13 protein-coding genes are annotated in these 12979 nt (G+C 64.5%); 7 read left to right on the top strand and 6 right to left on the bottom strand.

Annotated features, from left to right (window positions below; translation table 11 throughout):
* Positions 1-241: 241 nt before the first annotated feature.
* From C7I36_RS03260 to C7I36_RS03245, 4 genes are all read right to left on the bottom strand, one after another.
* Positions 242-1558 (bottom strand): L,D-transpeptidase family protein, encoded by a 1317-nt coding sequence (locus C7I36_RS03260; RefSeq protein ID WP_106452295.1) that lies wholly within the window; start codon positions 1556-1558, stop codon positions 242-244.
* 69 nt (positions 1559-1627) lie between these two features.
* Positions 1628-1939 carry a nucleotidyltransferase family protein gene (locus tag C7I36_RS03255; protein WP_181256282.1) on the bottom strand — a complete coding sequence of 104 codons (312 nt, stop codon included), beginning with the start codon at positions 1937-1939 and terminating at the stop codon, positions 1628-1630.
* Entirely contained in the window at positions 1926-2315 is a 390-nt protein-coding gene (locus tag C7I36_RS03250; protein ID WP_106452293.1) for an HI0074 family nucleotidyltransferase substrate-binding subunit, read from the bottom strand. Before C7I36_RS03250 ends, C7I36_RS03255 begins: the two co-directional genes overlap by 14 nt.
* A gap of 68 nt (positions 2316-2383) precedes the next feature.
* Positions 2384-2728 carry a hypothetical protein gene (locus C7I36_RS03245; RefSeq protein WP_106452292.1) on the bottom strand — a complete coding sequence of 115 codons (345 nt, stop codon included), beginning with the start codon at positions 2726-2728 and terminating at the stop codon, positions 2384-2386.
* Positions 2729-2847: 119 nt separating this feature from the next.
* Between C7I36_RS03245 and asnS the strand changes: the two genes are divergently transcribed.
* The 3 genes from asnS (at position 2848) to C7I36_RS03230 (ending at position 5884) form a co-directional block, all read left to right on the top strand.
* Positions 2848-4248, top strand: a complete 1401-nt coding sequence (gene asnS / locus C7I36_RS03240) for an asparagine--tRNA ligase (RefSeq protein WP_106452291.1) — start codon at positions 2848-2850, stop codon at positions 4246-4248.
* Positions 4249-5283: 1035 nt separating this feature from the next.
* Positions 5284-5604 carry a type II toxin-antitoxin system RelE/ParE family toxin gene (locus C7I36_RS03235; protein ID WP_106452290.1) on the top strand — a complete coding sequence of 107 codons (321 nt, stop codon included), beginning with the start codon at positions 5284-5286 and terminating at the stop codon, positions 5602-5604.
* The gene (locus C7I36_RS03230) at positions 5597-5884 is read left to right on the top strand and encodes a helix-turn-helix domain-containing protein (RefSeq protein WP_106452289.1); all 288 of its coding nucleotides are present in this window, start codon (positions 5597-5599) and stop codon (positions 5882-5884) included. Before C7I36_RS03235 ends, C7I36_RS03230 begins: the two co-directional genes overlap by 8 nt.
* Positions 5885-6084: 200 nt before the next feature.
* Here C7I36_RS03230 and C7I36_RS03225 read toward each other — a convergent pair whose 3' ends face one another.
* Complete coding sequence (locus C7I36_RS03225; RefSeq protein WP_106452288.1) at positions 6085-7377, bottom strand: NCS2 family permease; 1293 nt, start codon at positions 7375-7377, stop codon at positions 6085-6087.
* Positions 7378-7481: 104 nt separating this feature from the next.
* Positions 7482-7925, bottom strand: a complete 444-nt coding sequence (locus C7I36_RS03220; RefSeq protein WP_106452374.1) for an urease accessory protein UreE — start codon at positions 7923-7925, stop codon at positions 7482-7484.
* 481 nt (positions 7926-8406) lie between these two features.
* On the opposite strand from C7I36_RS03220, the gene C7I36_RS03215 reads away from it, so the two are divergent.
* Genes C7I36_RS03215 through torD form a run of 4 tightly spaced genes read left to right on the top strand, consistent with a single transcriptional unit; the run spans position 8407 to position 12968 of the window.
* Positions 8407-8574: a periplasmic nitrate reductase, NapE protein gene (locus C7I36_RS03215; RefSeq protein ID WP_106452287.1), complete on the top strand. Its 168-nt coding sequence runs from the start codon at positions 8407-8409 to the stop codon at positions 8572-8574.
* A gap of 51 nt (positions 8575-8625) precedes the next feature.
* On the top strand, positions 8626-9810 hold the full coding sequence (torC, locus tag C7I36_RS03210) for a pentaheme c-type cytochrome TorC (RefSeq protein WP_181256281.1): 1185 nt from the start codon (positions 8626-8628) through the stop codon (positions 9808-9810).
* Positions 9811-9822: 12 nt separating this feature from the next.
* Positions 9823-12294 carry a trimethylamine-N-oxide reductase TorA gene (gene torA, locus C7I36_RS03205; RefSeq protein WP_106452285.1) on the top strand — a complete coding sequence of 824 codons (2472 nt, stop codon included), beginning with the start codon at positions 9823-9825 and terminating at the stop codon, positions 12292-12294.
* Positions 12291-12968 carry a molecular chaperone TorD gene (torD, locus tag C7I36_RS03200; RefSeq protein WP_106452284.1) on the top strand — a complete coding sequence of 226 codons (678 nt, stop codon included), beginning with the start codon at positions 12291-12293 and terminating at the stop codon, positions 12966-12968. Before torA ends, torD begins: the two co-directional genes overlap by 4 nt.
* The last annotated feature ends 11 nt before the right edge of the window (positions 12969-12979 follow it).

Below are 12979 nucleotides of genomic sequence, written 5' to 3'. Positions count from 1 at the left end.
AAGGCGAAAAAGCGGACTTTTTCAGAAGGGTTGGCGCCCGGGCGGGGCACAACCTTTCTGTTTTTTCGACCATTGCTCAAAACCCCGCCAATAGCGGGATAAAAGGTTGCCAAATGAAAACTGACTCAAGCATTCACTCTTATCACCGGCGCCATATGGCCGCCATAAAAAACCCCGGCGCCGGCCGGGGTGGGGCAATAACACCGGCAAACATGCCGCCGGGCACCTTGCCGGGCCGGGCTCAGCCTGTTTCCCGTTCGTTTTTGCGGTAAATATCCCGGGCGAACACCAGCCGCCCCTGCTCCACCCAGGCGGTAAAATACACCAGATACACCGGCAGGCGCTCGGGCGCGGGCAGCAGCCGGGTGGCCTGGCCCTCGCCGGGCTGCCAGCCCAGGCCCCGGGCCAGGCGGGCGGGCTCGGCCAGGCGCACGCAGCCGTGGCTCAGGGCGCGCATCGGCTCGGCAAACAGGGCTTTGTCGGGGGTGTCGTGCAGGTAAACGTCGAACCGGTTGTGCATTTCAAACTTGAGCCGGCCCAGGGCGTTGCCCGGGCCCGGCGCCTGCACCAGGCGCACGCCCGGCGGCGGGGCCGACCAGTCGATGGCGGACGGCGACAGTTCGCCCTGATCCAGCCGGGCCGAAAAGCCGTTGCGGGCCAAAAAGCCCGGGCTGCGGCGCTCGGCGGGCAGCAAGTCTTCACGCACTATGTTGGCGGTGGGGGTCCAGTCGGGATTGACCTTGAGCGCGTGAATATGGGTGGCCAGCTCGGGGGTGGGCCAGTCGGGGCGGCCCACTATTACCTTCATGGCCAGGCTCGGCCGGCCCTGGCGCACCAGGGTGAGGCGGTAGGAGGGAATATTGACCAGCACATAGTCGCGGCTGGCGGGGGGCAGCAGCAGCCAGCGGCGCAGGTTGGCCCTGAGTTCGGCGCGCAGGGCGCCGGGCGGGCGGTCCAGCAGGGCGCGGGTGGCGGCGTCCAGCCGGCCGTGCTCCGGCAGGCCGGCGGCCTGTTGCAGGGCGCGCAGTTCGGCGCTCAGGGCGGGGTCGAGGGCGTCGGCCCGGCCGGCGGGCGCCGGGGCCGGGCGGCCCAGCTCGGCCAGGCGGCGGCGCAGGGCGGGAATGGCGGCGTCGCGCTCGCCGGGGCGCACCTCGGGCCCGGGAGGCAGCGGGGCCGGCTCGGGCCGCTCGCCCAGTTGCCGGTAATGCCGGTGCAGTTGCCGGTAGCCTTCGTAGTCGGGCACCTGGCCGGCCAGGTAGCCGGCCTGGCGGCCCTCGCGCAGGGCCTGTTCAAAGGCCGGGGCGCGCCAGTGGGCGGGCAGGGTGTATTGGGCAAAGCGCTCGCGCCCGGCCAGCACCCGGCGCCATTCGCGGGTTAGCCAGGCGTCCCGCCCGGCCGGGCCCAGGGCGGCAAAGGCGGCGGGCTCGGGCAGCAGCAAATCGTGCAGCACCCGCCCCGCCTCGTTCAGGCTGTCGCCCCGGTGCCAGTAAAGGGGCTCGCTCGCCGGCACCGCGGTGCTCAGCATCAATCCCCACAATAACCCCACTATACGCAGCATCGGTCTCCCTCCCGGCATCGGCTATTGCCTCAGTATATGCCCTGGCGGTCGTTCGGGCCGGACTGCCGGTTATTTCAGTTCCAGCGGGACAAGATCGGGGGCTATCGCCTGCCTGAATTCATCACTGACGGCGTTCAAGTCAATGACATCCACCCTGTAGGGCAAGTCCGACTCGCTCAGGGCGGATTGAAGCTGAAACAGGAGGCCGGGCGGCAGGGGGTGACTCGGATGTTCCAGTGCCAGATCCAGATCGGAATAAGGGCGAGCCTTGTAGGTGGCCCGGGAGCCGAACACATAAACACGAATGCCCTCTTGCACCGGCAGGGTGTGCCGAAGGCAGTGGAGCAGCAAGGTCAGATCGTCTGCATCAATCTGTGCCATTGCGTCGCTCCAGCTCGGCCAGCAGGGCCATGGCATCGTCATAAAAGGCAACAGCGACCTGATACACCTGCTCCGCTACCGCCTCATCATAGGTATGGGAAGTGATGTTGCGGGCATGGTGATAATCAAACCAGGGCAAGGGGCTTACGATAAGCCGCTTGTCGGCGGCGAGGCGGAACAGATCCTTGCGACTCAGGGGGGCCAGGGTTTCGGCCCCTACATCCTCAGCCAGATAGCGGCGCAATAGTTTCCACGCCAGCTCATAGCTGTATTCAAAACGCAGGATAACGGCGTCGCGGATAAACTCGTCCTTGGGCTGGTCAAGCGCCAGATGCAGGGTTGCCAGGGCTTTTTGTAGTGGACTTAGCAAAATCACGTTGTTCTCCGGCTGTTTTGCGCCAGTGTATTACGGCCCAAAGGTCATCCCAAGCCGCCCGGCTTTGGCTATTCGGGGTAGAAGTAATACAGCAGCAGGGTGAACACGGCGGCCGAGGCCAGCATGACCAGGTAGACCTTGAGGTACTGGCTGTGGCGGCGGCCCTTGAGGTGCACCAGGGTAAAGGTGGTCACCGCCAGCCCCAGGGCGCCCCAGATACCGAGGTGGAACCACAGGGTGGGCAGGGTCAGCCAGTGGGTGCGGACCTCCACTTCCAGGTAGCTGAGGTAGCCGAAACGGCGCTCCGGGCGGCCGTAGTGAAAGAGGATCAGCAGCAGCACATAGAGGGTCCAGCCGCCTATGGTGAGCCCGGCCAGCAGCCTGCCGAGCCAGTCCTTGCGCCTTGTTGCCATCGCCAACCTCCTCGCCATCTTTTGCTTGAGTCCTGAGACTACACGGGTAACATTAGCCCTCTTGTACAGAGTCTATCGGCCCCGGGCCGATTTTGTTTAACGCTGGAGAGCGACCCAAGATGACCCACGCATCCGTTACCGATGTGCTGGCGGGCAAGTATCCCGTTGGCACCACCCTGACCGTGAAGGGGTGGATTCGTACCCGCCGCGATTCCAAGGCGGGCATTTCGTTTTTGGCAATACACGACGGCAGCTGTTTCAATCCGGTACAGGCAGTGGTGCCCAGCGAAGTGGCGAATTATCAGTCTGAAGTGGTGCGTCTGACAACCGGCTGCTCGGTGGAAGTGACCGGCACCGTCACCGCCTCCCAGGGCCAGGGCCAGGATTTTGAGCTGCAGGCCACCGGGGTCAGGGTGGTGGGCTGGGTGGACGACCCGGATACCTACCCCATGGCCGCCAAGCGCCATTCCATTGAATACCTGCGCGAATACGCCCACCTGCGCCCGCGCACCAACCTGATTGGCGCCGTGGCCCGGGTACGCAACTGCCTGTCCCAGGCGCTGCACCGTTTCTTCCACGAACACGGCTATATGTGGGTCGCTACCCCCATCGTTACCGCCTCCGACTGCGAAGGCGCCGGGGAGATGTTCCGGGTGTCTACCCTGGATCTGCACAACCTGCCGCACACCGACAAGGGCGACATCGACTTTGGCGAGGATTTCTTCGGCAAGGAAGCCTTCCTTACCGTGTCCGGCCAGCTCAACGCCGAAACCTACGCCTGCGCCCTTAGCAAAATCTATACCTTCGGCCCCACTTTCCGCGCCGAAAACTCCAACACCAGCCGCCATTTGGCCGAGTTCTGGATGGTGGAGCCCGAACTGGCCTTTGCCGACCTGGACGACGCCGCCCGCCTGGCCGAGCAGATGCTCAAGTATGTGTTCAAGGCGGTGCTGGCCGAGCGCATGGACGATATGGCCTTTTTTGCCGAGCGGGTCGACAAGGACGCGGTGCGCCGGCTGCAGGAGTTTGTGGACACCGACTTCGCCCAGGTGGATTACACGGACGCGGTGCGTATTTTGCAAGAAAGCGGCCGGAGCTTTGAGTTCCCGGTGGAATGGGGCATAGACCTGTCTTCCGAGCACGAGCGCTACCTGGCCGAGGAGCACTTTAAGGCGCCGGTGGTGGTGAAAAACTATCCCAAGGACATCAAGGCCTTTTATATGCGCCTCAACGCCGACGGCAAAACCGTGGCGGCGATGGACGTGCTGGCCCCCGGCATCGGCGAGATCATCGGCGGCTCCCAGCGGGAAGAGCGGCTGGAGGTGCTGGACCAGCGGCTGGAGGAGATGGGCCTGAACAAGGAAGATTACTGGTGGTACCGGGATCTGCGCCGCTACGGCACCGTGCCCCACGCCGGCTTTGGCCTGGGGTTTGAGCGGCTGGTGGCCTATGTGACCGGCATGGGTAACGTGCGCGACGTTATCCCCTTCCCCCGTACCCCGCGCAACGCCGAGTTCTAACCTCCAGGGCCGCCTGCCTCCCCGGAGCGCAGGCGGCTCGCTCCTTATGCCAAAGCGGAGCGCCAAACCGGAGCGCAGGCGGCTCGCCTGCATTGGCGCAGAGCGCCAACCTGCTGCCCCGCCCCCGCCACGGCATGACCCCCTTGCGGGCGGGCCGCCCGCGCCCCATCAAGACCGGACACCATGCGCCCCATCAAGACCCAACCGGAGCGCAGGCGGCTCGCCTGCATTGGCGCAGAGCGCCAACCTGCTGCCCCATCCCCGCCAGGGCATGACCCCTTTGCGGGCGGGCCGCCCGCGCCCCATCAGGGCCGGGCACCATGCGCCCCATCAAGACCCAACCGGAGCGCAGGCGGCTCGCCTGCTTTGGCGCAGAGCGCCAACCTGCTGCCCCGCCCCCGCCACGGCATGACCCCTTGCGGGCGGGCCGCCCGCGCCCCATCGAGGCCGCACCCGGCTCGCCTGCATTGGCGCAGAGCGCCAACCTGGTGTCCTGCCCCCACCACGGCATGACCCCCTTGCGGGCGGGCCGCCCGCGCCCCATTAAGACCGGACACCATGCGCCCCATCGAGGCCGCAGCCGGAGCGCAGGCGGCTCGCCTGCATTGGCGCAAAGCGCCAACCCTGGTGCCCTGACCCCGCCACGGCATGACCCCTTTGCGGGCGGGCCGCCCGCGCCCCATTAAGACCGGACACCATGCGCCCCATCAAGACCCAACCGGAGCGCAGGCGGCTCGCCTGCTTTGGCGCAAAGCGCCAACCCTGATGCCCTGACCCAGCCAGGGCATGACCCCCTTGCGGGCGGGCCGCCCGCGCCCCATCAAGGCCGGACACCATGCGCCCCATCAGGGCCGCACCCGGAGCGCAGGCACGAGCCACCACACAAAAAGCCCCGGATTTCCGGGGCTTTTTTGTTGTCCGGGTGTGGAGAAAACGGCACCCACAGGAGCCGTACAACCATTGGGCAAAACACGCCTTGTGTTATGCGGAAGAAAAATACACAATTAGTATCAAAGTACGCCAATGACGTAGCCAATGATTTTTATCGAAACCCCGATCTTTACCGCCGATGTGAAGGAGCTGCTCCCTGATGACGAGTACCGTGCCTTGCAGGAACACCTGGCCAGTAACCCGCAAGCCGGGCCGGTGATCCAGGATACAGGCGGACTCAGAAAGGTGCGCTGGAGCGCGCAGGGCAAGGGCAAACGAGGTGGAGTAAGGGTGATCTACTACCACCTCAGCGCCGACAGCCAGATCAGGATGATATTCATCTACAAGAAAGGTATACAAGACGATTTAACGCCTGAGCAGAAGAAGGTTCTACGTACTATCAATGAGGGATGGAGTCATGGATAAAGCACTGTTTGACCGTCTGGTCGAGAGCATGACCCAGATGGATGAAATTGTTAAAGGGGAACGACAGCCTTCCCGCGAGGTGGTAATAGACGCCGTCAAGGTCAAGGCTATTCGCAAAAATACCGGCCTGACTCAGCAGCGTTTTGCCAAGTTGATCGATGTGAACGTGGGCACGCTGCGTAACTGGGAGCAGGGGCGGCGTGAGCCCACGGGTCCCGCCAAAGCCCTGCTGCGCGCCATTGAGCGTGACCCCAAGCATGTGCTTGCCGCCCTTTCGTAGAAGCACCGGCCAAAGCGCAAAAAGCCCCGGATTTCCGGGGCTTTTTTGTTTTCGCCTGGGGCTGTGAGAGCCGTAGGGTCGAATTTATTCGACCGAACCCGGCACCGGTGGTGGGAGGTCCATTGAAATGGACCCTACAGCCTCCTCCCACAGCGCCGGCCCGTAGGGTCGACTTCAGTCGACCAGGCCCCCGGCACAGGTTACAGGCCTACCGCAAACTTCACCACAAAGAGTGCCGCCAGCACCCAGACGGTGGTGCTTATCTCGGCCGCCCGGCCGGACAGCAGCTTGACCCCGACGTAACTGATAAAGCCGAGCGCAATGCCGTGGGCGATGGAGAAGGTAAAGGGCATCATGGCCACCACCACCACGGCGGGCACCGCTTCGGTGATGTCGTCCCAGTGCAGGTGGCTGAGCTGGGCCATCATCAGCACCGCCACGTATACCAGGGCGCCGGCGGTGGCGTAGGCCGGCACCATGCCCGCCAGGGGCGAGAACAGCAAGGCCAGCACAAACATCAGGCCGGTGACCACGGCGGTGAGGCCGCTGCGTCCGCCCACCGCCACCCCGGCGGCGCTTTCCACGTAGGAGGTGGTGGTGGAAGTCCCCAGCATGGAGCCGGTGATGGAGGCGGTGCTATCGGCCAGCAGGGCGCGGCCCAGGCGCGGCAGCCGGCCCTGTTCGTCCAGCAGTTTGGCGCGCTGGGCCACGGCAATCAGGGTGCCGGAAGTGTCGAACAGGTCTACAAACAGGAAGGCGAAGATCACCGACAGCATGCCCACGTTAAAGGCGCCGGCGATGTCCAGCTGCATAAAGGTGGGCAGGATGGAGGGCGGGGCCGACATGATGCCCGCGTATTGCACGTCGCCAAAGGCGATGCCGAGGCCGGTGATCACCAGGATGCCGATCATCACGGCCCCGCGCATGCCCCGTGCCGCCATGCCGATGATCAGGAAAAAGCCCAGCGCCGCCAGGCCCACGGGCAGGCTGGTAACGTCGCCTATGGTCACCAGGGTGGCCGGGTGATCGACAATGATGCCGGCGTTTTTCAGGCCGATCAGTGCCAGGAACAGGCCGATACCCGCGGCGATGCCGATTTTGAGCGGTTGCGGAATGGAGTTGATGATCCACTCCCGCACCTTGAACAGGCTGAGCAGCACAAAGATGCAGCCGGAGAAGAACACCGCCCCCAGGGCGGTTTGCCAGCTGTAGCCCTCGGTCAGCACCACCGTATAGGTAAAGAAGGCGTTAAGCCCCATGCCCGGCGCCAGGGCGATGGGGTAGTTGGCCAGCAGGCCCATGATGAAACAGCCGATGGCCGCGGCCAGGCAGGTGGCCACGAACACGGCTCCCCTGTCCATGCCCGCATCGGCCAGGATGGCCGGGTTGACGAAGATGATGTAGGCCATGGTCAGGAAGGTGGTGATACCGGCCACCACCTCGCGACGGACGTCGGTATTCAGTTCCTTTAAATGAAAGTATTTTTCAAGCATGGGGGATTGCTCTGAACAGGTTGTAGGAACCGGAAATTATCGACTCAAAAGGCGCCTTTGGCAATGAGAGGACCGGCCAGTTGACCGCCGGGACAGGGCTGGCGTCAGGGGTGTTCGTCTTCTTCCTCGTCCGGCGCCCGGCCTTCCGGATGAAAGGCCGCCCGGCCCCGCTCCAGCCGCAGGCCCAGTTGCTCGGCCTGGCGCTCCAGCGCATGGTCGGGGGCAAAGCGCAGCCAGAGCGGCCCCAGCTCCAGGCCGGCGTGGCGGTTGCCCAGGTGGTAGCAGGCGCGGGCAAAACTCGGCCAGTCCGGGGCATGGGCGGTCACCACCGGCTCCAGCCCGGCACGCACCCCGAACACCCGGCCGCACTCGCTTTTGAGCCGGTCGCCTTCGGCCAGCCATGGGCCGTGTTGCAAAAACAGCGCTACCTCGGCGCCGCTGTCGCTGAAAATACGCAGCCGCCCCTTGCGACGCAGCTCAAAAGGCAGGGTCAGGGTATCGTGCACCTTGTCCTGGGTCCGGCCCAGGTAATGGGTGATTTTCAGCATGGGATCGCTCCGGGTGGCCATCATGATGGTGTACATGCCGGGGAGAACGGCCCAGGGAGGTAAACAGGATCCGTGCCAATTATTTAAATCATAATAAAAACAACTGGTTGAAAACTTACGAAAGCAACGATAACAAGTATACCCCGGCCAGCCTCACCAAAGTGGTGCAAACCCGGGTGCAAGGGCGCCATTCTGGTGCAGTCCCGGGACTGTGCCAGGCGCTTCGCGCCCCCTGGCGCGAAGGGTCTGCTTAGCAGCCCCCGGTCGCTGTCGGCAGTGATCGACTATTCGGAACAGCTATTTATAAATTGGTAAAAAAACACCATTCAAGCTCCTGCCGCCACCCGGACTTGATAAAGATCAACTACTACTTGTTGGGTAGTCCTATACTGGAACTATTCCTTGTCCAACGGGCGCATCCCTCCGGTGCCCCACCGATGGCGGTTGCCATGCCGCCTTCCCTGCTTGTAAAGGTGCCCATATGAATAACCGGACCTCCACCAGCACTGCCAGCCGAAGCCGGGAGTGGCTGTCGTTGCTGTTTATTACCCTGGTGTTCTTCCCCCTGCTCAGCGTCGTCTTCGTCGGCGGTTACGGCTTTGTGGTGTGGATGCTGCAACTGGTGTTCGGCCCGCCGGGCCACGGCTGACGCCGGCTCCTTCCCTTTTTTCCAGTTTGTCGACCCTGAGCGAGCATCATCATGAACCTTATCCGTAAACTCTGGCATATCCTCAAGCGGCCTCCGGTCCACCTCAGCCTGGGCGCCGTTACCCTGGTCAGCTTTTTGGCAGGCATCATCTTCTGGGGCGGTTTCAACACCGCGCTGGAGGTCACCAATACCGAGCAGTTCTGTATCAGCTGCCACGAAATGGAAAACAACGTTTACCAGGAGCTGCAGGGCACGGTGCACTGGTCCAACCGTTCCGGGGTGCGCGCCACCTGCCCCGACTGCCACGTCCCCCACGACTGGACCGACAAGATCGCCCGCAAGATGCAGGCCAGCAAGGAGGTCTGGGGCAAGGTGTTCGGCACCATAGACACCCGCGAAAAATTCCTCGAAAAACGGCTGGAGCTGGCCCAGCACGAGTGGGCCCGGCTGTCCGCCAACGGCTCCCTCGAATGCCGCAACTGCCACGACTACAACAGCATGAACTGGGACAAAATGTCCGACAACGCCCGCCGCTTTATGCTGCCGGCGGCCGAGCGCAACCAGAGCTGCATCGACTGCCACAAGGGCATCGCCCACCACCTGCCCGAGCAGATGACCTTCAAGGATCCGGCCCTCGACCAGCTTGAGCAGCGGGCCCAAAGCCTGAACGCCGGTGCCGGCGAAGACTATTACACCGTCAAGGCCATTACCCTGTATCTGGATCAGAGTCTGACCCAGCGCGCCGGCGAACTGGAAGCCGCCACCCCGGTGCAGGTGCTGGAAACCCGTGGCGACAGCGTCAAGCTGTCCATCCCCTCCTGGCGCAAGACCCGCGGCTTTGGCCGGGTGCTGTATGAAGACTTCGGCATGAACATCACCAACCTGGTGCTGGAAAAAGAGGTTTCCCAGGACGCAAGCCTGGTCAGCGTGATCGGCGAGGCCAAGGTGGACGAAATGACCGGCCTGCCCTGGGAGCAGGTGGATATCGCCCTGTGGGCGGAAAAAGGCGCCCTGCTGCCGGAGGCGGACGATGTGTGGAACTATGCCCGGGAAACCTACCGCACCGCCTGCAGCGTCTGCCACTCGCAACCCGCCGAGGCCCACTTCGACGCCAATACCTGGCCGGGCATGTTCGCCGGCATGGTGGGCTTTACCAATATGGATGCCGCCACCCAGGCGCTGGTGCTCAAATATCTGCAAAAACATTCGTCCGACTTTGTCGACGGCGCGCATTAACAGGGGGAATTTATGGCACTCACTCGTAGACGTTTTCTGCAGGGCCTGGCGGCCGGCTCCGCCGCCGCCCTGATCGGCCCCGGCCTGCTGGTGCGCACCGCCCAGGCGGCGGTGTCCGCCGAGGGCAGCTGGAAAATGGCCGGCTCCCACTGGGGCGCCTTCAAGGCCCTGGTCAAGGGCGGCGTGGTCACCGAGGTCAAGCCCTTCGAGCTGGACCAGCACCCCACCGACATGCTCAACGGCATCAAGGGGCTTATCTACAATCCGTCCCGCATCCGCTATCCCATGGTGCGGCTGGACTGGCTGAAAAACCGCCACCGGAGCGATACGACCCAGCGCGGCGACAACCGCTTTGTGCGCGTGACCTGGGACGAGGCGCTGGACTTGTTTTACCAGGAGCTGGAGCGGGTACAAACCGAGCACGGCCCCTGGGCGCTCTACCCGGGCGCCACCGGCTGGCGCCAGACCGGCCAGCTGCACACCTGCGGCAACCATATGCAGCGGGCAGTGGGCATGCACGGCAACTTCGTGGACAAGGTGGGCGACTATTCCACCGGCGCCGGCCAGGTCATCATGCCCTATGTGCTGGGCTCGACCGAGGTGTACGACCAGGGCACTTCCTGGCCGCTGATCCTGGAGCACACCAAAACCCTGATCCTGTGGGCCAACGACCCCTATAAAAACCTGCAGGTGGGCTGGAACTGCGAAACCCACCAGGCCTACGGCTACCTGGCCGAGCTGAAGGAAAAAATCGCCGCCGGCGGCATCCGGGTGATCTGCATCGATCCGGTGCGCTCCAAAACCCAGCAATACCTGGGCTGCGAGCACCTGTACATTCATCCCCAGACCGACGTGGCCTTTATGCTGGCCATTGCCCATACCCTGTACAGCGAGGGGCTGCACGACGAAACCTTCCTCAATACCTACACCCTGGGGTTCGAGCCCTTTATCGACTATGTGCTGGGCAAAACCGAGGACCAGGTGGAGAAAACCCCCGAATGGGCGGCGGCCCTGTGCGGCATCGAGGCCGAGGACATCCGCGAGTTCGCCCGCCTGCTGGCGGCGGATCGCACCCAGCTGATTTTCGGCTGGGCCATCCAGCGCCAGCAGCACGGCGAGCAGCCCTACTGGGCCGGTGCCGTGGTGGCGGCCATGCTGGGACAAATCGGCCTGCCCGGCGGCGGCATCAGCTATGCCCACCACTACAGCTCCATCGGGGTGCCGGCCACCAATGCCAGCGCGCCGGGCGCCTTTCCCCGCAACCCGGACACCGGCAAGGCACCCAAGCACGACAACAACGACTACCGGGGCGCCAGCCGCATTATTCCGGTGGCCCGCTGGATCGACTGCCTGCTCAATCCGGGCGGCAAAATCCAGTACAACGGCAGCGAGGTGACCTTCCCCGACATCCGCATGTGCATCTTCAGCGGCTGCAACCCCTGGCACCACCACCAGGATCACAACCGCATGAAGCAGGCGTTTCGCAAGCTCGAAACCGTGGTCACCATCGATTACTCCTGGAACGCCACCTGCCGCTTTTCCGACCTGGTGCTGCCCGCCTGCACCCAGTTCGAGCGCAACGACATCGATATCTACGGCTCCTACGCCAAGCGCGGCCTGCTGGCCATGCACAAGCTGGTGGACCCCCTGTTCCATTCGCGCAGCGATTTCGACATTTTCACCGATCTGTGCCGCCGCTTCGGCCGCCACGAGGAATACACCCAGGGCAAGGACGAGCGCCAGTGGCTGGAGCAGTTGTATAACGACTGCAAGGCCGCCAACGAGGGCAGCTATGCCATGCCCTCTTTCGAGGAGTTCTGGGAAGCCGGCTATGTGGACTTTGGCGACGGGGAAAACTGGGTGCGCCACGCCGCCTTCCGGGAAGATCCCGAGGTCAACGCCGTGGGCACGCCTTCCGGCTTTATCGAGATCACCAGCCGCAAGATAGGCAACTACGGCTACGACGACTGCAAGGCCCACCCGGTGTGGATGGAAAAGGCCGAACGCTCCCACGGCGGCCCGGGCTCCGACAAGTACCCGCTGTGGCTGCAGTCGGTGCACCCGGATCAACGGCTGCACTCCCAGATGTGCGAGTCGGACGAATACCGGGCCACCTATGCGGTGCAGGGCCGCGAGCCGGTGTTCCTGAGCCCGGCGGATGCCGCCGCCCGGGGCATTGCCGACGGCGACCTGGTGCGGGTATACAACGACCGGGGCCAGCTGCTGGCCGGCGCCCGGGTGTCGGACCGCTTCCCGTCCGGGGTGATCCGCATCCACGAAGGTGCCTGGTACGGCCCGGTGGACGCCAGTATCGGCGCCCTCGACACCTATGGCGATCCCAACACCCTGACCCTGGATGTCGGCACCTCCAAGCTGGCCCAGGCCACCAGTGCCAACACCTGCCTGGTGGAGATTGAAAAATTCAGCGGCGAGGCGCCGGCGGTCACCGCCTTCGGCGGCCCCGAGATAGTGGAGGTGGGATGATGCACACGACAGCGGCGGGCACCTGCCCGCCCCTTTCAGCCGAGCACTTTCAGCGCCAGGCCCTGCTCTGCCAGTGGCTGGCCACCCTGCTGGCCCGGGAGCTGGACGAGCCGACCCTGCAGGCCTACCTGGCCGGCGACGCCGCCCCCCTGCTCGACTGGCTGGCCGAGGACGGGCTGGCCGCCGAGGCCCGGCGCCTGCGCCAGGCCCTGGCCACCCTGTCCCTGCTGGCCCAGCCCCGGCTGGAGCTGGCAGCGGACTTCGCCACCCTGTTTCTGGGCGATGCCCGCCACTGCGCCGCGCCCTATGCCTCCTGCTATCTGTCGGAGCGGGGCGGCTTTATGGCCGAGCCCGCCCAGCGCATGGCCGAGCGCCTGGCGGATGCCGGCGTGGCCCCGGCCGAGGACTTTAACGAGCCGGCGGACCACCTGGCGGTGATGCTCGACTACCTGGCCGGCGGCTATCGCCAGCTGGCGGAAACCCGGACTCCCGCCGAGCGGGACTCCGCCCTTGCGGGCATCGGCCAGTTTTTACGCCAGGAGCTGTGCTCCTGGTTGCCCGCCTTCAGCCAGCGGGCCGCCCGGCTTGCCCCCGCCAGCGCCTTCTATCCCGCCCTGGCGGCGCTGACCGAGGCCTTTTGCCGGCACCGGCTGGCGGAAGCAGAAACAACGTAAATAAAAATGGG

Source organism: Zobellella taiwanensis, from assembly GCF_003012795.1.
Classification (GTDB): Bacteria; Pseudomonadota; Gammaproteobacteria; order Enterobacterales; family Aeromonadaceae; genus Oceanimonas; species Oceanimonas taiwanensis.
This window is presented reverse-complemented; position numbering and strand designations above follow the sequence as displayed.

Coding starts and splice junctions, on each gene's coding strand:
- C7I36_RS03260 (WP_106452295.1), bottom strand. CDS start 1,558: ATGCTGCGTATAGTGGGGTTATTGTGGGGATTGATGCTGAGCACCGCG.
- C7I36_RS03255 (WP_181256282.1), bottom strand. CDS start 1,939: ATGGCACAGATTGATGCAGACGATCTGACCTTGCTGCTCCACTGCCTT.
- C7I36_RS03245 (WP_106452292.1), bottom strand. CDS start 2,728: ATGGCAACAAGGCGCAAGGACTGGCTCGGCAGGCTGCTGGCCGGGCTC.
- asnS (WP_106452291.1), top strand. CDS start 2,848: ATGACCCACGCATCCGTTACCGATGTGCTGGCGGGCAAGTATCCCGTT.
- C7I36_RS03235 (WP_106452290.1), top strand. CDS start 5,284: ATGATTTTTATCGAAACCCCGATCTTTACCGCCGATGTGAAGGAGCTG.
- C7I36_RS03230 (WP_106452289.1), top strand. CDS start 5,597: ATGGATAAAGCACTGTTTGACCGTCTGGTCGAGAGCATGACCCAGATG.
- C7I36_RS03225 (WP_106452288.1), bottom strand. CDS start 7,377: ATGCTTGAAAAATACTTTCATTTAAAGGAACTGAATACCGACGTCCGT.
- C7I36_RS03220 (WP_106452374.1), bottom strand. CDS start 7,925: ATGCTGAAAATCACCCATTACCTGGGCCGGACCCAGGACAAGGTGCAC.
- C7I36_RS03215 (WP_106452287.1), top strand. CDS start 8,407: ATGAATAACCGGACCTCCACCAGCACTGCCAGCCGAAGCCGGGAGTGG.
- torC (WP_181256281.1), top strand. CDS start 8,626: ATGAACCTTATCCGTAAACTCTGGCATATCCTCAAGCGGCCTCCGGTC.
- torA (WP_106452285.1), top strand. CDS start 9,823: ATGGCACTCACTCGTAGACGTTTTCTGCAGGGCCTGGCGGCCGGCTCC.
- torD (WP_106452284.1), top strand. CDS start 12,291: ATGATGCACACGACAGCGGCGGGCACCTGCCCGCCCCTTTCAGCCGAG.